At 39.8% G+C, this 19291-nt stretch carries 17 protein-coding genes and 3 pseudogenes; 3 read left to right on the forward strand and 17 right to left on the reverse strand.

Annotation, left to right across the window (positions count from 1 at the left end):
* From HT709_RS12255 to HT709_RS12260, 3 pseudogenes are all read right to left on the reverse strand, one after another.
* Window positions 1-194 (reverse strand): annotated as a pseudogene (locus HT709_RS12255) (cell surface protein); the annotation flags it as partial.
* Window positions 176-1184: pseudogene (locus tag HT709_RS11980) on the reverse strand (MucBP domain-containing protein); the annotation flags it as partial. The pseudogenes HT709_RS12255 and HT709_RS11980, both read right to left, overlap by 19 nt.
* A gap of 119 nt (window positions 1185-1303) precedes the next feature.
* Window positions 1304-1569, reverse strand: a pseudogene (locus HT709_RS12260) (hypothetical protein).
* A gap of 1837 nt (window positions 1570-3406) precedes the next feature.
* On the opposite strand from HT709_RS12260, the gene HT709_RS10025 reads away from it, so the two are divergent.
* Both HT709_RS10025 and HT709_RS10030 read left to right on the forward strand, forming a co-directional pair.
* Window positions 3407-5125: a phospho-sugar mutase gene (locus HT709_RS10025; RefSeq protein WP_172925733.1), complete on the forward strand. Its 1719-nt coding sequence runs from the start codon at window positions 3407-3409 to the stop codon at window positions 5123-5125.
* A gap of 111 nt (window positions 5126-5236) precedes the next feature.
* On the forward strand, window positions 5237-5584 hold the full coding sequence (locus tag HT709_RS10030) for a thioredoxin (protein WP_101514843.1): 348 nt from the start codon (window positions 5237-5239) through the stop codon (window positions 5582-5584).
* Between the two features lie 279 nt (window positions 5585-5863).
* Here the strand turns inward: HT709_RS10030 and HT709_RS10035 are convergent, their stop codons facing one another.
* The 5 genes from HT709_RS10035 to HT709_RS10055 all read right to left on the reverse strand — a co-directional run bounded on the left by HT709_RS10035 (window position 5864) and on the right by HT709_RS10055 (window position 10524).
* A complete protein-coding gene (locus HT709_RS10035) occupies window positions 5864-6700 on the reverse strand; it encodes an amino acid ABC transporter substrate-binding protein (protein ID WP_101514844.1) in 837 nt (278 codons plus the stop codon).
* A gap of 12 nt (window positions 6701-6712) precedes the next feature.
* Window positions 6713-7342 carry an amino acid ABC transporter ATP-binding protein gene (locus HT709_RS10040; RefSeq protein ID WP_101514845.1) on the reverse strand — a complete coding sequence of 210 codons (630 nt, stop codon included), beginning with the start codon at window positions 7340-7342 and terminating at the stop codon, window positions 6713-6715.
* 9 nt (window positions 7343-7351) lie between these two features.
* The gene (locus tag HT709_RS10045; RefSeq protein ID WP_101514846.1) at window positions 7352-7993 is read right to left on the reverse strand and encodes an amino acid ABC transporter permease; all 642 of its coding nucleotides are present in this window, start codon (window positions 7991-7993) and stop codon (window positions 7352-7354) included.
* 145 nt (window positions 7994-8138) lie between these two features.
* Window positions 8139-9368 (reverse strand): tetratricopeptide repeat protein, encoded by a 1230-nt coding sequence (locus HT709_RS10050; protein WP_172925734.1) that lies wholly within the window; start codon window positions 9366-9368, stop codon window positions 8139-8141.
* Window positions 9358-10524: an AI-2E family transporter gene (locus HT709_RS10055; protein ID WP_101514847.1), complete on the reverse strand. Its 1167-nt coding sequence runs from the start codon at window positions 10522-10524 to the stop codon at window positions 9358-9360. Before HT709_RS10055 ends, HT709_RS10050 begins: the two co-directional genes overlap by 11 nt.
* A 143-nt stretch (window positions 10525-10667) precedes the next feature.
* On the opposite strand from HT709_RS10055, the gene HT709_RS10060 reads away from it, so the two are divergent.
* A complete protein-coding gene (locus HT709_RS10060; RefSeq protein WP_000665636.1) occupies window positions 10668-11681 on the forward strand; it encodes a lactonase family protein in 1014 nt (337 codons plus the stop codon).
* Between the two features lie 198 nt (window positions 11682-11879).
* On the opposite strand, the gene HT709_RS10065 is transcribed toward HT709_RS10060, so the two are convergent.
* The 9 genes from HT709_RS10065 to HT709_RS10105 form a co-directional block, all read right to left on the reverse strand.
* A complete protein-coding gene (locus HT709_RS10065; protein ID WP_000068041.1) occupies window positions 11880-12299 on the reverse strand; it encodes a F0F1 ATP synthase subunit epsilon in 420 nt (139 codons plus the stop codon).
* A 10-nt stretch (window positions 12300-12309) separates the two neighbouring features.
* Window positions 12310-13716 carry a F0F1 ATP synthase subunit beta gene (gene atpD / locus HT709_RS10070; RefSeq protein ID WP_050076536.1) on the reverse strand — a complete coding sequence of 469 codons (1407 nt, stop codon included), beginning with the start codon at window positions 13714-13716 and terminating at the stop codon, window positions 12310-12312.
* 85 nt (window positions 13717-13801) lie between these two features.
* The gene (locus HT709_RS10075; RefSeq protein ID WP_000301223.1) at window positions 13802-14680 is read right to left on the reverse strand and encodes a F0F1 ATP synthase subunit gamma; all 879 of its coding nucleotides are present in this window, start codon (window positions 14678-14680) and stop codon (window positions 13802-13804) included.
* Between the two features lie 15 nt (window positions 14681-14695).
* Window positions 14696-16201 (reverse strand): F0F1 ATP synthase subunit alpha, encoded by a 1506-nt coding sequence (gene atpA, locus HT709_RS10080; protein WP_172925735.1) that lies wholly within the window; start codon window positions 16199-16201, stop codon window positions 14696-14698.
* A gap of 14 nt (window positions 16202-16215) precedes the next feature.
* Window positions 16216-16752 (reverse strand): F0F1 ATP synthase subunit delta, encoded by a 537-nt coding sequence (locus HT709_RS10085; protein WP_023941011.1) that lies wholly within the window; start codon window positions 16750-16752, stop codon window positions 16216-16218.
* Complete coding sequence (atpF, locus tag HT709_RS10090) at window positions 16752-17246, reverse strand: F0F1 ATP synthase subunit B (protein WP_023941012.1); 495 nt, start codon at window positions 17244-17246, stop codon at window positions 16752-16754. Before atpF ends, HT709_RS10085 begins: the two co-directional genes overlap by 1 nt.
* A 13-nt stretch (window positions 17247-17259) precedes the next feature.
* On the reverse strand, window positions 17260-17976 hold the full coding sequence (gene atpB / locus HT709_RS10095) for a F0F1 ATP synthase subunit A (RefSeq protein ID WP_000392851.1): 717 nt from the start codon (window positions 17974-17976) through the stop codon (window positions 17260-17262).
* Between the two features lie 34 nt (window positions 17977-18010).
* Complete coding sequence (locus HT709_RS10100; protein ID WP_001054890.1) at window positions 18011-18211, reverse strand: F0F1 ATP synthase subunit C; 201 nt, start codon at window positions 18209-18211, stop codon at window positions 18011-18013.
* Between the two features lie 429 nt (window positions 18212-18640).
* Window positions 18641-19054: a GNAT family N-acetyltransferase gene (locus tag HT709_RS10105; RefSeq protein ID WP_000499170.1), complete on the reverse strand. Its 414-nt coding sequence runs from the start codon at window positions 19052-19054 to the stop codon at window positions 18641-18643.
* Window positions 19055-19291 lie beyond the last annotated feature (237 nt).

Here is a 19291-nt window from a genome sequence, read left to right on the forward strand (position 1 = left end):
GAACCCCATGTACCTGTTGACCAGTCTCCTGCTGTTTCTTCACCTGTCACTTTGTTACGCTTGTTGGTTCTTGTTAATTCAACTGTTTGCGTAACTGAGTCAGCCACTTCTTTTGTTTCGTTGGCTTTATCGACATACTTGATGGTACGAGTAACGGTTTTGCGTTCTTGAACATCTTCTGTTTTAGGAACCACTGTTTCTTCAACATTCTCACGGTAGTAGTAGTTAACGGTTGCACCGTCTTCTGGTACAGTTCCTGTGGCATTTGCAGGGGTTGCTACCAAGGTGTATGTTGTTTTCCTTGTGATAACTCGGTCTTCTTTGTCCTCAGTTGTTGTTTTCCCTTCAATAGTTTTTGCTTCTGTAGTATACTGAGAACCTATCGCTAAATCAGCTTTTACAACAGACTCTGCCAACTTCTCTTGGGTGCCTTCTTTGTAGTAATTGGCTGTTACTGTAGCAGTGGTTGGCGCTTCGCTTTCTTTATAAACTAAGGTCACTGTTCTACCTTCGCTTACAATATTCCCAGTTAAACTTTCAGAATTTGCGGCTAGTTCTTTAAAAGTATAATATGTCCCATCAGTAGTAGTCATGCTACTGAGTTTTTTATCTGTGACATCATAACTCGTACCAATCAGTTGTTTTTTATTGGTAATGTAGGTTCCGGCACTTTCTTTTTCTCCAATTCCAGTATCATTTTTCAATGATAGCAAACGCCCTTGTTCATCAACATAGCGAACTTTCACATTTCCTGAGATTAGGTCTGCCAATTCTGAGGTTTTCTTCTTTTCCTTGATTTTTTCGGTTATTTTCTTTTTCTCTTCTTCGGGAATATTTAGTTTTGGAATGATTTTTTCAACAACGGTTCGTGATGGTTCCACAGTATCTTGGATGACTGAAAAGTCAGCTAGAATTGGGAGATTATACTGAACACGGTGACTTTGAGGGTTTACCCCTACTCTTTCATTATTCTCTGAAAATACTTGTACGGTATAAGAAACAACATCTTTTCCTAATAAAACATCCCCAGTAGATCAGTACCTTCGTTCGCACAATTCCTTTGTCTACCCCTACAAAGTGTGAGAAATGTTTGAACTCTTCAGAATCAGATCTAGCCCAACCATGATTAAGATTATTCGCTTTTGTATTTGTATTGTCTCTCTCAAAGGTTTGGGGATTAACATTATATGTCTCCGCACTTGCAGTTGCTTCTATATCTGACCCTTGAATACCCACTTCCTTACTACCATTTCTAGCGGCGAGATAGGTGTATTTTTCTGTTTCTACTTCTAGCTGATCATCCTTAACATGATAGGTAATTTTCTTAGCACCTGGTATAAGAGTAGTGAGTAGTCTATATGCTCTGTCATCAGCTTTAGCTGGAGGAGTGCTTGAGTCTAGCCAAGTTGGGGTATTAGGAGTATCTTTATCAGCAACTTTCAATAAATTATTTAATTCGTTTGATAGCTTTGTAGTTGACTGCGATGAGTGTGTAAAAGTTTTCTTCCATTCTGAATCTCTTTTTGCTGAATTTTTTATGTGCATGGTATTCTGGTCAACATTCAGCACAATATCGCCTTGTTTTTTAGCTTCTTCCCTAGCTTCTGCTTCCAATTGATTGTACAGTTTGGTATCTTCTTCTGTATAATCTCTTCTGGGTTTACGGTGTAATGGAGTAAATTTTATTTTCTCATTACGAATTTTATTAACACGAGATTTAAACTCATCTTTAAAAAATTTGGAAATTTGGAAATTCGCCAGTTCTACATTTAAACCTTTTTTGTACAAGTTTTCATTTTGAACGATTTCGGCTACACGGTGAATGGTTTCATCGTATACCGTCTTCTCTTGGCCAGCAGTATCCTTAGTTTTAATGACTACTCGATAGGTTCCTTTAGAACCATTAATATCTGAGATATATCCTGTCACAAATTCCACACGAACACGGCTTCCGAAGCCAGGAGAAAAGGCAGTAAACTGCTTCTCTATCCCATTATATCCAACTACACCTGGAGAATATTTATTATACTTATCTTTTTCTAAAAATGGGAGATTCTTAAATTCGGTGGAGTTCTTATTAGCACGTTCATTTTGAGCACGTGGATCATACTTCGAATTATCTGAAACCGTCTCGTCACGATTAGCTCGTGTACGTCCTTTAACAAGCATAAGCATGTATTTAAAACGACGGTCTAATGCTTGTTCGTGCACAAAGATGTTATCTAAGGCATCTGCCCCAAGCATACCACCTTGTTCAATCGTACCATCTTCTTTCTTATACCAACCTGTAAAGTAACCATCTGCATTTTTCTTACCAATAACGAATTTACCTGGTCTGCCATCTTTACCTGCAATCGCTGTCCATCCACCGAAAGAATCAAGTTCTCTTATTTCACCATCTTGTAATTTATCTCCTGTACCATCTTCACTGACTTTGCCGTTTTTAAATCTAAGAGCATCCCCAAGGGTGTTCATACTACGCAAGTAAGAACGTTCATTATTTTGGAAGTCGTCTGGCATATTTTTTACAATATCCCATAATTGTTCGAGAGTCAGATTTTCCTTAGGAGTATCAAATTTCAGATGGGCATTCTTATCATCCCCACCTGTCTCTCCATCTTTAGGCACAATGACCCCGGGCTGGTGTTCTTTTACTGTGTCACCCTTACGATTGGCATCCAGTAAATCTGAATCAGTATCTGCTGTGTCTGAACCTCCCTCATTTCCAGAAGTCGGCTCTGATTCAGTTCCTGTAGCTCCATTCGATGAATCACTTGACTCCCCATCAGCTAATTCTCTTTTACTACGAGTACGAGGTTTCGTACTTTCTGGAGTTACTAGCGGATTGTCAGCTACGGGAGCATTATAGGTGTTTGCTGCTGCATCAGTATGACTGAGGTCAGTCTTGTTTTCTGGCTCTCCAATTCCAGACTGTCCTGGATCTGTCGGGTTTGCTGTCCTCTCAGCTTCCCTCGCTGACTCCACGCCCTCAGCATGAGCAATCCCAGCTCCCATCAAAAGATAGAGCGCCCCAATGACAACACTAGCTGCACCGACACTCACTTTTCGAATACTGTATTTTAATTGTTTTTCTGGACTATTCATGACTACCTCCATATATATATATCGAAAGATATATATATAACAGATCTTATATAATAATCCTCATTTTAAATTATACAACGAATAAGGTTTAATTTCAATTTTTTAGAGACTACAATTAGAGACTACAAATAGGATAAAATTGAGTTGTCATTTCGGTTTGTAATGAACACACCTAAATCAAAATTATGAATAGTACAGTCTTATTCGCTCACTGACAAAAACTTATGCTAAGGTTTTACTAAAATGCTAAAAAGTGCTATAATGTGAACGGTTAAAACAATTTACAAAAAGGAGAATTTTAATGTCTTACCAAGAAAATTACCAGAAATGGGTTGATTTTGCGGAGCTTCCTGACTACCTTCGTCAAGATTTGGAAAATATGGATGAAAAAACAAAGGAAGATGCCTTCTATACAAATCTTGAATTTGGTACTGCAGGGATGCGTGGCTTGATTGGTGCTGGTACAAACCGCATCAACATCTACGTTGTTCGCCAAGCTACTGAAGGATTGGCTCGTTTGATTGAGTCAAAAGGTGGAAACGAGAAAGAACGCGGTGTAGCAATCGCCTACGATAGCCGTCACTTCTCACCTGAGTTTGCATTTGAATCTGCGGCAGTTCTTGCTAAACACGGCATCAAATCTTATGTATTTGAAAGCCTTCGTCCAACTCCAGAACTCTCATTTGCAGTTCGTCACCTCAACTGTTTTGCGGGTATCATGGTCACAGCCAGCCACAACCCTGCACCATTTAACGGTTACAAGGTTTACGGTGAAGACGGTGGACAAATGCCTCCACACGACGCAGACGCTTTGACTACTTATATCCGTGCAATCGAAAACCCATTTGCGGTAGAAGTTGCTGATGTGGAAGCTGAAAAAGCTTCTGGCTTGATTGAAGTTATCGGCGAAGCTGTCGATGTAGAATACCTCAAAGAAGTCAAAGATGTGAACATCAACCCAGCCTTGATTGAAGAATTCGGTAAAGACATGAAAATTGTCTACACACCACTTCATGGTACTGGTGAAATGTTGGCTCGTCGTGCTCTTGCCCAAGCAGGATTTGACTCTGTTCAAGTCGTTGAAGCGCAAGCAACTGCTGACCCTGACTTCTCAACTGTAAAATCTCCAAACCCAGAAAGCCAAGCAGCCTTTGCTCTTGCTGAAGAACTTGGTCGTCAAGTTGGTGCAGATGTTCTTGTCGCAACTGACCCTGACGCTGACCGTGTTGGTGTTGAAGTTCTTCAAAAAGATGGTAGCTACCTCAACCTTTCAGGTAACCAAATCGGTGCTATCATGGCTAAATACATCTTGGAAGCACACAAAAACGCTGGAACTCTTCCTGAAAATGCAGCTCTCTGCAAATCTATCGTATCAACTGATTTGGTAACGAAGATTGCTGAAAGCTACGGCGCAACTATGTTCAACGTTTTGACAGGTTTCAAATTCATCGCTGAAAAAATACAAGAATTCGAAGAAAAACACAACCACACTTACATGATGGGATTCGAAGAAAGCTTCGGTTACTTGATTAAACCTTTCGTACGTGATAAAGACGCTATTCAAGCCATTCTTGTCGTTGCTGAACTTGCTGCCTACTACCGTTCTCGTGGTTTGACACTTGCTGACGGTATCGAAGAAATCTACAAAGAATACGGCTACTACGCAGAAAAAACTATCTCTGTTACCCTTTCAGGTGTCGATGGTGCTGAACAAATCAAAGCGATTATGGCTAAATTCCGCAACAATGCTCCAAAAGAATGGAACACAACAGCTATCACTGTCGTAGAAGACTTCAAAGCCCAAACTGCTACTGCTGCTGACGGAACTGTTACAAACTTGACAACTCCTCCAAGTGATGTGTTAAAATACACACTTGCTGACGGTTCATGGATTGCCGTTCGCCCTTCAGGTACAGAACCAAAAATCAAGTTCTACATTGCAGTTGTAGGGGAAACAAACGAAGAATCACAAGCTAAGATTTCTAACATCGAAGCAGAAATCAATGCTTTTGTAAAATAAAGTCCTATAAAAGATGAGACCAACCAATCTCATCTTTTTTTCGTATCAAATCTAAGCAATTTTAGAAACTTTATGGCATACTAGACATATCAATGAAAGCGAGGTAATCTCATGGAACAATTTTTAGATAACATCAAAGACCTTGAAGTCACTACAGTTGCGCGTGCGCAAGAAGCTCTTGATAAAAAAGAAACTGCAACCTTCTTTATCGGTCGCAAAACTTGCCCTTACTGCCGTAAATTTGCAGGTACATTGTCAGGTGTCGTAGCTGAAACCAAAGCTCACATCTACTTCATCAATAGTGAAGAAGCAAGCCAACTCAATGAGTTGCAAGCATTCCGCTCACGCTATGGAATCCCAACTGTACCAGGTTTTGTTCACATTGCGGATGGACAAATCAATGTCCGTTGCGACTCTTCAATGTCAGCACAAGAAATCAAAGACTTTGCTGGATTGTAAAAAATCAGCTAACAAGTCTTAAAATCACAAAAACGCATAATATAAGGTGCCAGAAAACCTTGATATTATGCGTTTTATTGTTCCTAAAACAGTTACATCAGCATTTCATTACAGAACATTTTAATTTTGGAAGTCAAATCAATTTTTAACAATGGTTTAGAAATCACAGTGGGCTATTCCATATTCAATTATGCAGATTCAATCGCTATTATCGTTTTCCTAGACTACAAAAAAACTACGTTTTGCTAATCAAAACGCAGTCTCAGCCACTATTTTATCTTACTGTCCTTCTTTTACTTCTTTGGTTGCTACATCTTCTCCAAACCATTTTTGGCTGATTTCTTGGAATTTACCGTCCTTGTAAAGACTAGAAAAAGCTTCATTTATCTTCTTAACCAGAGTTGTATCTTCCTTACGGGCTCCAACCGCAAAGGCTTCTGTTTCTAGTCCAACTGTAAAGACATTATAATCGTTTAAAACGCCTTCTGCTTCTAAATAATAATTTGCATAGACACGGTCAATCAATAGACCGTCAATTCGATCATTTTTCAAATCAATCAAGGCTTCATTAAAGGTTTGGTATTGATTCGCTTCCTTATTAGCGACAATATCCTTTAAAATCGCTGGGTTTGCTTCAAAGTCCGCATAACCAGATGAACCAGCTTGAGCTCCTAATGTCTTTCCAGCCATATCCTTTGCAGTCGTGATACCAGATGATTTCTTGGTCACCAATACCTGCTCATTCTTCATATATGAGTGACTGAATGCTACCTTTTCACGGCGTTCGTCTGTAGCGGAATAGCCATTCCAAATCAGATCAATCGTTCCTTTTGTCAATTCAGCTTCTTTCAAATCCCAATCAATCGGTTGCCAATTTACCGTAATTCCGTATTTTTCAAAAACAGCTGTAGCTAAATCAATATCAAATCCTGCATAAGAACCATCTTTCTGAGCAAATCCCATTGGAACAAAAGTACTATCAAATCCAATAGTAATAGACTTGTTAGACTCGTACTTAGACCAATTATCTCCACTAGTTTCGCTAGAATTTTTCCCACAAGCTACTAAGAACAAAGCAGTCATTAGACTAACTAATACAAGTATCCATTTTTTCATCCATTTTTCCTCCTATTTAGGTTCTACTTTCAATAATACATCTGCAATATTTTCAGCAAACTGCAAATCATGGGTAACCACAATCTGGGTCATCCCAAGTTCCCTATTTTGCAAGATTAGTTTTTCCACTTCCAAGCGCAATTCTGGATCTAGGGCAGAAGTTGGTTCATCGTAGCCAATGATTTCTGGGTCGATCATCATAGCACGCGCCAAAGCCACCCGCTGCTTTTGCCCACCAGATAATGAAAATGGATAGGCATCTGCATGCCCTGCTAGTCCTAATTGTTCCAAGAGACCACGCGCCTTCTTATCAGCCTCCTCCTGCTTCATCCCCATGGTCTTCACAGGCGATAAAGTCAAATTGTCCAGAACTGATAAATGAGGGAACAGTTGAAAATCTTGGAAGACAAATCCTAGTAGGTTTCGCTTCTGTAATTCATCCAGCTCTAAAGGTTGTCCATTATAAAAGATTTGCCCTGAATCAATAGTTTCAAGACCTGCAAGCATACGTAAAAGAGTTGTCTTACCTCCACCAGAAGGTCCAACGATAGCCAGGATTTGCTTTTCAGGAATACTTAGACTGAAATTAGACAGGATTTGTTTGTCTCCAAAGACTTTATTGATATTTCGTAATTCTAACATGGCAGCCTCCTATCTATAATAACTATACTTCTTCTCAACTTTTTTGGAAATAATTGTCACAATCCCAATCAAAATCAAGTAAATGGCTCCTGCCAAGAACATAGGAACTAGACTAGCATCACGGTTGGCAGCTGTTCGACTCGCCAAGATAAGGTCTGAAATGCCTAGAGCATAAACCAAAGAAGTATCCTTGACCAAACTCATAACTTCATTAAAGACACTAGGAAGAACGATTTTGGTCACTTGGGGCAAGATAATATAGCGCACTGTGTCAAAAGGACTAAACTTCAAGACCTTGGCTGCCTCATACTGTCCTCTTGGAATAGTGTCAATTCCCCCACGGAAAATTTCTGCAAAGTAAGCCGCATAATTCAAAACAAAGGCAATAATAGCTGCAGGAAGGCGGTCTAAACGGATCCCAACACTTGGGAGCACATAATAGATAAAGATCAATTGCAAGAGCAAGGGTGTGCCTCGCATAATCCAAATGTAAATGTTAATCAGATAATGGAGGAGCTTCCAATGGACTTGCAAGGCAAAGGCAATCAAAACGCCCAAAGGAATCGAAAATAGCAAGACCAGTGCAAAGACCTGTACAGTCGTGCTCGCACCATTCAGTAAACTCGGTAATATCTCAAATAAATAAGACATACTGCACCTCCTAAAAGTAATTGTTCCTATTATAGCATGAATAAACAAAATAACCAACCATTTTTGTAAAAAAATTCTATCATATACAAATAAAAACCGTAGCTATCAAAAGAGATAAACTACAGTTCTATATGTTTAAACATTCTTACAATCTCTCATACAGTTCTTGCATTTGCACATCATCTGGAACTAGTTTTAAGTAAGCTTGTGCATTGACTTTTGCTTCCTCAAAGTAGCCCAATTCACGCAAGAGATAGATATAGTGTTCCAGAAACTCTGGATTGTCCTTCAAATCTCCTGCTAACTCTTGATAATGATCGTAGGCAGTATCTAAATCGTCCATATCTTGATAGGAACGGGCAATCATCCACTTAGTCAATAGGTTTTCTGGCTCATCACTTTGTAAGTCTAGAATATCCTCATAACGCTCCTGCTCCAGATAAATAGTTGCTAGACGGAGTAAGATTTCTTCCGTATCCTCAGCATCTTCTTTAGCAGTAAGGAGATAATTTTCTGCCCCACTTGCATCATGCAATTCATAAGAGAATTGCGAAGCAGCTAGCAAGAGGCGAGTTTCAAAGGGATTTTTCTCTAAGCCTTGCTTAGCGATACGCAAGGCTTCTTGAACTTGGTGTTCCTTATGTAAGGCTTGACTGTAACCATACTCATAGCCTTCAAAGTCAGGAGAAATAGTATCAAGTTGCTTAAAATAGAGAACAGCTTTTTGGTATTCTTCTTGATCAAAGTAAAGGCTGGCTAACTCAAAAGCTGTTAGGTCATCGTATTCTAACTCCAAGGCTTTTTCTAAAAACTCTGTGGCTGTTTCAAATTTCCCTAACTGGGCATAGGCAAAACCAATTCGTTGATAGGTGGAAATCCCTGTTTGCTCATAAATCGAGCGATTATCTAACTGGGCATAGCCTTGAATAGCTTCTTGGTAATTTTCCAACTCACTATCCAACTCTGCCAATCCTAATATCAAGAGAGGATCCTCTGAGTAAGTCAAGGCTTCCAGCAATTTCTCACGCGCCACATCTGTCAAACCTTCCAGCTGGTAAAGGTCTGCTTTAAGAGTCAAAGCCGACACATACCAGTCACTGTCAGCTTGGATTTCCTCAAGATAAGCAAAGGCTTCTTCGATTTGACCATCCTCGCTAGCAATTGCAGCTAGATTAAGATGAACCTCTGGAAAATCCTCTACTATTTTCAGGTAAATTTCCTTGGCCTGAGGATAAAAACCAATCCCTTCAAGATAAGTTGCCAACTCATACAGAAGGTCACTTGAATCATTTTCTAAAGCTTTGACGAAATAATGCTCAGCCTTGGCTAAATCTTGCTCCTCCAAAGCCTGTAACATCTGTTGACTATTGTTCACTCTTGACTTCCTCGCCCTCTACTTCATATAGGCCACTGACTACCTTATACCATTCGAAAACGGCTGAAATGACAACTTTAGCAGAAGCGTAAACCGGAATACCGAGCAAGACTCCCCAGATACCAAACATGGAACCTGAAGTTAACAAGACAAAGAGAACATTAATGGGATGGATGTTTAATTGACTTCCCAAAATCAATGGAGAGACAAAACGGCCTTCAATAGTTTGTTCTACGATAAAGACAATCACTACTTTTAAAAGCATGACTGGCCCAGCAATCAAGCCCAGAACTAAGGCAGGAAGCATGGCTAGAAAGCTACCAAGATAAGGAACCAGATTTAAAATACCAGCAGTAACACCAAGCGTAACCGCATAACGGAGACCAATGATCTTAAAGAAGATCATAAACATTACTGCTACAATAATAGCCACTGTCACTTGCCCTCTAACATAGTTGGACAACTGTTGATTCACGTCTGACAAAACTTGTCCAACAGGTTCTTTCAATTTTCTCGGCATGAATTGAGTCAAATAGTTACGCAAGCCTTTCCCATCACGCAAGAGATAAAAGAGCATGAAAGGAACGATAATCAAGGCAACAATCACTTGAGATGCCCCGCTAATAAAGGCACTCACCCAGTTGACTGCCTGAGATGAAACCTTACTTGCCCAAACTGTAGCCTGGCTAGAGAAGTTTGTCAAAACCTGCTCTAACTGAGGTCTGAAATCATCTGGCAGGTGCTGGGCTACCAATCCATTAACAATCCTATCTATATCTTCTAAGTAAACAGGAACGTTTCTTGCAAAGGTCAAAACCTGACGTTGCAGATTTGGAATGGCGACTGCCAAGCCCCAAATGATAAAGAGAGCGATGATAACAAAGACAATAGTGATAGCTATAACACGATTAACCTTATGATTCTCCATCCAATCAACAATAGGATTCAGTAAATAGTATAGTAAACCAGACAGAATGACTGGCAACATCACAACCGCTAAAAAGTCCAAAACAGGTGAAAATAGAAAACTAATCTTACTTAAAATAAAAAGATTCAGTCCCAATAATAAGGTTACTAAAAATACCGTAATGGCCTTGTTATCCAAAAACCACTTAAAAAACCAAGATAGGCTAAAATGTTTCTCTTTTTGCTCCATAAATACTTCCTTTCTATCGTTCTCTCATTATACCATTTTTAAATCAAAATAACTCTTTTTTAAAGTGCTTACATCTAATTGGATGTCTTTAATTGGCTTGTTTTTGTGATATAATAGTCTTATCTTTATATAGAGGTAACGTTATGAAAGAAACTGTTTATTTTGGAACTTATACACGTCGTACTTCCCAAGGGATTTACAAGGCTGACTTTGATACAGAAACTGGTCAGCTTTCAAATCTAGAACTTTTTACAGCTGAGCCAAGTCCAACCTACCTTGCCTTTGACCAGCACCAACACCTATACACTGTTGGTAGTCAAGACGATAAGGGAGGGATTGCAGCCTATCAAACTGACGGGGCTTTATTAAATCACGTCGTTGAAAAAGGAGCTCCCCACTGTTATGTTGCCGTTGATGAAAAGCGTAATTTGGTCTATGCAGCCAACTACCACAAGGGACAGGTCCTTGTTTATAAACGTCAGAAGGATGGGAGTCTTCTACTTAGTGATATGGATCAACACAGTGGCCAAGGTCCACATGAAAATCAAGCTTCCCCCCATGTTCACTATACAGATTTAACACCTGACCACTATCTAGTGACCTGCGACTTGGGTACTGACCAAGTTATCACTTATGACCTTGATCAAGAAGGGAAATTATCTAAACTCTATACCTACAATAGCCAGCCAGGAGCGGGCTCACGTCATATCGTTTTCCATAACCACTATAAAATCGCTTATCTGATTTGTGAACTCAATAGCACTATCGAGGTTCTAATCTACGATGGCGTTGGCGAATTTGAACGTATGCAAGTGATTTCAACTCTACCAGACGGTTATGAAGGCTTTAATGGAACCGCTGCTATTCGTCTCTCTACAGACGGTAAATACCTCTACGCTTCTAACCGTGGTCATGATTCTATCGCAGTATATACCATCCTTGCGGACGGTAGCTTAGAGTTATTAGAAATCGTTCCAACACATGGTCAGACTCCACGTGATTTTGATTTGACACCTGACCAAAAATTTCTCATTGCTGTCCACCAAGACTCTGACAATGCAACTGTCTTTAAACGTAATTGTGACAATGGTCGTCTAGCAGAACTCTCCAACGACTTCCATGTTCCCGAAGCAGTCTGCATCCGTTTTGCTCCTTAATACTCTTCAAAAATCTCTTCAAACCACGTCAGCGTCGCCTTACCGTAGGTATGGTTACTGACTTCGTCAGTTCTATCCACAACCTCAAAACTGTGTTTTGAGCAACCTATGGCTAACTTCCTATGTTTGCTTTTTGATTTTTATTGAGTATAAAACACCATAAAAAAATGAACTTGGAATTTTCAAGTTCATTTTTTCTTATAGTCTATTTCCGACATTAATACGGTTAATGGCACGTTGCAGTGCAATCTTCGCACGACGTTCTTGGTCAATCAAGTGTTTGTCTTGTGCTTCTTCAATTGCACGTTCTGCACGAAGTTTGGCACGTTCTGCACGACTGATATCGATATCACGAGCACGTTCTGCAGAGTCAGCGACGATTGTGATCATATCATTGGCAATTTCAATAACACCGCCGTTTACTGCAATCCAGTTCACGTGATCTTCATCATCAATACGTTTTACCTTTACTTCATCAACTGCTAAAACCGCAATCATATTTTCATGTCGTGGCAAGATCCCCATCTCACCATCCAGAGTTCGAACCGATACATAGCTGGCATGGTGATCATAGACGAGACCATCTGGTGTCACGATCTGGACAGTTAACTGAGCCATAGATCACCTCTTAAAATCCCATTTTTTCAGCTTTTACAATCACATCTTCGATAGAACCTACACCACGGAAGGCATCTTCTGGCAAGTGGTCGTATTTACCATCAAGGATTTCCTTAAAGCCACGTACAGTTTCAGCAACTGGAACATATGAACCAGGCTGACCAGTAAATTGTTCCGCAACGTTGAAGTTTTGTGACAAGAAGAACTGGATACGACGGGCACGTGCAACCAAGGTCTTTTCTTCATCAGAAAGTTCATCCATACCAAGGATAGCAATGATATCTTGCAATTCATGGTAACGTTGAAGAACGCGTTTTACTTCAGCAGCAACTGCATAGTGCTCTTCTCCAACGATTTCAGGTGCTAAGGCACGTGAACTTGAAGCAAGTGGGTCAACGGCTGGGTAGATACCCAATTGTACCAACTTACGTTCCAAGTTGGTTGTTGAATCCAAGTGAGCAAAGGCTGTTGCTGGCGCTGGGTCAGTATAGTCATCCGCTGGCACATAGATAGCCTGGATAGAGGTTACAGAACCCTTCTTAGTTGATGTAATACGTTCTTGCAATTGACCCATTTCCGTAGCAAGTGTTGGTTGGTAACCAACGGCTGATGGCATACGACCCAAAAGGGCAGATACTTCTGAACCAGCCTGAGTGAAACGGAAGATATTATCGATAAAGAGAAGCACGTCTTGGCCTTCTACATCACGGAAGTATTCAGCGATTGTCAAACCAGTAAGGGCAACACGCATACGTGCTCCTGGTGGCTCATTCATCTGACCAAATACCATGGCTGTTTTCTCGATAACGCCTGATTCTTTCATTTCCCAGTAAAGGTCATTCCCTTCACGAGTACGTTCCCCAACACCGGTAAATACTGAAATACCACCGTGTTCTTGGGCAATGTTGTGAATCAATTCTTGGATTAAGACGGTTTTACCAACTCCGGCACCACCGAAAAGTCCAACCTTACCACCTTTAAGGTAAGGGGCAAGAAGGTCGATAACCTTAATCCCTGTTTCAAGGATTTCAGAAGAGGTAGACAATTCATCAAAAGTTGGAGCTTTTTTATGAATTGGCTGACGCTCTGCGTCTTCTGTAAAAGGAGCTTCCAAGTCAATGGTATCTCCCAAAACGTTGAAGACACGTCCCAAAGTTTCTTTACCTACTGGTACAGAGATTGGACGACCTGTGTCCAATACTTCCATTCCACGAGTCAACCCATCTGTTGATTCCATGGCGATAGTACGGACCATACCATCTCCCAACTCCAAGGCTACTTCAAGGACGATTTTTGTTTTTCTTTCGTCATTTTTGTAGACGACAAGTGCATTGTTAATCTCAGGAAGTTTTTCCCCTGCTGCAAACAAGACGTCTACAACGGGACCGATAACCTGAGCAATTTTACCTGAACTCATCTCCTTCTCCTATTCTATATAAGATACTATCGGTTCCTAGCTCAACTAGGTCCTAAGTTCATTTTCATACGAGCTGGACTAGAGCCTATTCTAAGGCACTAGCACCTGCTACGATTTCTGTAATTTCTTGTGTAATCGCCGCCTGTCTGGCACGGTTATACTGAATTGTCAAATCATTGATGACTTTCTTAGCATTATCAGTCGCTGTTTGCATGGCTGTCATACCAGCAGCATTCTCAGCTGTCTTGGCATCGATAATGGCACCGTAAATCATACTTTCTGCAAACTGAGGCAATAACTGCTCCAAAATTTCTTCTCGGCTGGTTTCCAATTCAAAAGTCAAGCTATACTCTTCATCCGCTTCATTTGGATCCAAGTCAACAATCGGAAGCATTTGTTCCACACGCATTTGACTGGTTAGCGTATTGACATGATGGTTATAGCAGACATAGAGTTCATCAAAAAGTTCATTTTGGTACATTTCAACAGTTTTTGAAATAATCTTACGAACTTGATCAAAGCTAGGTTGGTCTGCCAAGCCACGTAGTTCATAAAGTGGTTGAATACCACGAGCCTTAAAGAAATCAGCTCCCATTCCACCAATACAGATCATTTCAAAACCTGTACCGTCTGGGTGGTATTCTTCTTTCAACTCCATAACGGCTTTCAGAATAGAGGAATTATAACCTCCAACCAAACCACGGTCTGAAGTAATGACGATATAGCCTGTCTTCTTCACAGGACGGCTAATCAACATGGGATTAGTTGAACCACCAGCTCCATTACCATGAAGAATATCTGTCAAAAGTTTGCGAACCTTCTGAGCGTAAACTTGAAAGTTGCGAGCAGCTTCTTCAGAGCGACCTAGCTTAGCAGCTGATACCATCTGCATGGCATTAGTGATTTGACTCGTATTTTTTGTTGAGGCGATTTTTGTTTTAATATCATTTAGAGATACTGCCATCTGACACCTCTATTCTTATTGGAAGCTGGTTTGGTTGAGAAACTCTGTAATCGCAGCATCCAAGACTGCTTCTTCTGGCAAGTCTTTTGTATCACGAATGGTTTCCAAAATCTCTGGATGTTGAGCATCAAAGAAGGCATGGAACTCTTCCTCGAAACGAACAATATCATCTACTGGAACAGTATCCAAGAAACCATGTGTCAAAGCATAGAGAATGGTTACTTGTTTCTCAACAGGCAATGGTTTGTGAACAGGTTGTTTCAAGACTTCAACTGTACGACGACCGCGGTTCAACTTAGCCTGTGTTGCCGCATCCAAGTCAGAACCAAACTTAGTGAAGGCTTCCAACTCACGGTATGAAGCAAGGTCGATACGAAGTGTACCAGCAACCTTCTTCATGGCTTTGATTTGTGCAGAACCACCTACACGTGATACAGATGAACCCGCATCGATGGCTGGACGAATACCCGCATTGAAGAGACCATCACCAAGGAAGATTTGTCCATCAGTGATAGAAATCACATTGGTTGCGATATAGGCCGAGATATCTCCTGCTTGTGTCTCGATAAATGGTAGGGCTGTAATTGATCCACCACCAAGTTCATCAGAAACTTTAGCTGAGCGCTCAAGCAAACGGCTGTGAAGGTAGAAAACATCCCCTGGAAAGGCTTCACGACCTGGAGGACGACGAAGCAAGAGTGACAGTTCACGATAAGCTACCGCTTGTTTTGATAGATCATCGTATACAATCAAAACATGCTTCCCTTGGTACATAAATTCTTCCGCCATGGCAACCCCAGCATAAGGAGCTAGGAAGAGCAATGGAGATGGTTGTGAAGCAGAGGCTGTCACAACGATTGTGTAGTCCAAGGCACCGTACTGACGAAGTGTTTCTACTTGCGTACGAACTGTTGATTCTTTTTGTCCAATTGCGACATAGATACAGATCATATCTTGATCTTTTTGGTTCAAGATTGTATCAATCGCAATGGTTGTTTTCCCTGTCTGACGGTCACCGATAATCAACTCACGTTGACCACGACCAATCGGTACAAGGGCGTCAATAGCTTTCAAACCAGTTTGCAATGGTTCTGAGACTGACTTACGTTGCATAACACCAGGAGCTGGCGCTTCTACTGGACGAGTTTTATCTGTGTGGATTTCTCCAAGACCGTCAACTGGACGACCAAGCGAATCCACAACACGACCAATCAGACTTTCACCTACTGGGACTTCCATGATTTTACCTGTACGGCGGATTGTATCGCCTTCACGAATATCTGTAAAGTCACCTAGGATGATAATACCAACGTCTGTTGACTCCAAGTTTTGAGCCATACCATAAGAGCCGTTTTCAAAGATCAACAACTCTCCACTCATGGCATTGTCAAGGCCATGAGCACGCGCGATACCGTCCCCGATATAGGTTACAACACCTGTTTCAGTCACATCAAAATTGGGTTTGAAATTTTCAATTTGTTGCTTAATTAAAGCGCTGATTTCTTGTGCGTTAATTGCCAAAAGAACACCACTTTCTATTTCAAATTTTCTTTAACAACTTTAAGTTGTTGTTTAATACTCACATCAATTGTCTTGTGATTGGCAAAAATAACAAAACCACCAATGAGACTTTCATCGATTTGTTCTTTTACACTCCTTACTTTCAGAGACATTTTCTTCTCAATCAAAGGGAGCAAACGACTCTTTTGTTCATCAGTTAGAGGATGAGCAGCAGTAATCGTCACTTCAAATCGATTTGTTTCTTTTTCAAGTCGGTCCAAGCAATCTACAAGCACATCATAAAAAAGATTTGCTCTGTGATTGTAGACCAGAACCTGGATAAAGTTTTGTAATAAAGGTGACACAGAGTCTTGGAAAAAAGCAATCGTTTTTTTCTTGTCAGACTCATCTACTGTCACTTTTTTTAAAAAAGAAGGTAAACCTGTTTCTTCAGCAACTTGCTTGATTTGAGTCAAGTCTGAAAAGATACGGGCTTCTTCTCCTTTTTCAAGTACCAATTGGACAAAAGGCATGCTGTATTTTTCAATTACCTTTACTGTTTTCTTGTCCATTAAGCTTCTCCTAGCTGATCGATATACTGATCAATGAGTTCTTTATGGGCATGACCGTCAAGGTTTTGTGAGATGATTTTACCAGCTAGGCTGATGGTCAAATCTGCTACCTCACCCTTAACGCTTTGTAAAGCTTCAGCTTTGTTTTGAGCAATTTCTTGGTTTGCTTTTTCTTTTAAGCGTCCTGCTTCTAGTTTAGCATCTGCTAAGATATTAGCCTTACTTTGCTCAGCTGTTTCCTTTGCATTTTCAATGATTGTCTTAGCTTCTTTACGGCTACCAGCCAATTCATCTTCGCGTTTTTGAGCCAATACTTCTGCTTTTTGACGAGCTTCTTCAGCTCTGTCAATATCTGAAGCAATTTTTTCAGCTCTTTCTTCGAAAATGCCTGTAATATTAGACCATGCAAATTTTTTAATCAAGACTAGCAAAAGAATAAAAGAGCCAGTGATTAAAATAAAATTACCAATCAATTCACCTACTGTTACGTGCATCAGTTACTCCTTTCTATTCCTCTTCAATATTAATCTTATTCCCTAAATACACAGATGTCAAAAGAGTAAAGACATAAGCTTGGATGCAGGAAATAAAGACAGAAAATGCAGTCCAAGCCAAATTAGCTCCAAAGGCTACTGGATACCAATAAATAGCTTGGTGGGAAAGAAGAAGTAACAAACTCGTCATGACCTCTCCTGCAAAGATATTCCCAAAAATCCGCAAAGCCAAAGATAAGAAGTTTGTAAATTCTTCCAAGATATTCATCGGTATGACAAAAACAGGACTCATAAAAGATTTTATACTTTTTTTAAATCCACGACGACGAACGCTTTCTATATGTGTCAACAAAATGACAAGAAAAGATAAGGTTAAGTCATACTGTAAATTAGCGGTTGGCGAACTCCACCAGTTAGTCCCATCGATCGTTTGAAGCTTTGTCATTAAGCCAAGGTTATTGGCAATCACCATGAAAAGAAATAAACAAAGGAAAAAGAGTGAGTAATCTTTCATGTAGCGCGAACCAATGTTAGGTTCTGTAAATCCAATAACAAAGTCATAGACATACTCAAGTACATTTTGCTTTCCTTTGGGTTTCAAGGTCATATTGCGGCTTGCCCAATAAATAAAGACAAAAATAACTCCCACAATCAACAAGGTCATGGCTAACATAGTCAGATTGAAGATAACAGGACCAATAGAGATGATTGGATTAATACTTTCTTCCATCTAAAATCCTCCCTTTTCTTCTCGTTCCATGTATTTATTTGATAATAAATGAGAAGACAAGAGTTACAAAGAAAGTTCCTTCAATAAAGGCAACACCTAAAAACATCAAACTACGAAACTCAGAAAGCATATCTGGTTGGCGTGCTACTGATTTAAACAGTCCATTCATCAATAAACCTTCACCGACAGATACGCCCATACAGGCAATACATAAGCCTAAATATGTTAAATTCATAACGAATTCTCCTTTAAAATAAAATTTACTTACTTAGTGTAGTCCTAAAATTTAAATTTGTCAACTTTTAACCGCTATTGGAAGCGTTTAATAAAAATTATTTCCATTTTCTTTCGGATTTCACTCTATTCTGAAAAACTCGAGAGGGGAATCTCGGATTAATGTCAATTTAAAAAGATAGAGAGTTTTTAGTTTAAATAAATTGTTTTAAAATATCAACCACATCACTTCTTTTCTTAACCCGATAAGCCTTGATTCCCAATTTCTCAGCTGCCATTGCATTGTACCCAATATTGCCCAGAAAGACACAATTTCTAGGTTATAACTGGTATTTATCGATAGTTACTCATATACATCAGTCCACCTCCATACTTATGTGCGAGCCTCTCTTTGTATTATACCTCCATACTCACCTTACAGATTCTTTTGCTAATAATATCTTTGCCCAATGTAGGGATAGTCTTGTAACCTAAAGACTTCCTTGTAGCCATACCTTTTATAAAAATCAAGAGCTTGAAACTGGTAGGTATTGACAAAGGCAAAACGACAGTTTCGATTCTTAGCTTCAGTTTCTGCTTGCTGCAATAGTTTTGAACCGATTCCTTGCCCTCTCAGTTCCTCTTTTACAAATAAATACTCGATTTCTAGCCAATTTCTAAAAGTCTCTACTATCAAACCTGCCAGGAGATTGCCCTTTTCATCTTCGACATAAAGATTAAGTGGCTCACTTTCAGCTTCCTCTCTTTTTGAACGGTTATAAACACGAATCAGATTCCCTATTTCTTGCGATTTATGTGATTCCTTATTTTTCAATCTAAAGTATAGTGAAATAAAATAAAACATGCGCAAATCGATTAAGGAATTTAATCTAATTTCTAACAATGTCTTAGAAACCAAAGTATACTATTTTAACTTCAATGCACTATACATCTAATACTCAATAAAAATCAAAGAGCAAACTAGGAAACTAGCCACAGGTTGCTCAAAGCATGGTTTTGAGGTTGTAGATAGAACTGACGAAGTCAGCTCATACTAGACTAAAATCAAAAAGCATTATATAGTAGTAATATGAAATCAACT

Source organism: Streptococcus sp. 1343 (genome assembly GCF_013277355.1).
In the GTDB taxonomy this organism is placed as follows: domain Bacteria; phylum Bacillota; class Bacilli; order Lactobacillales; family Streptococcaceae; genus Streptococcus; species Streptococcus pseudopneumoniae.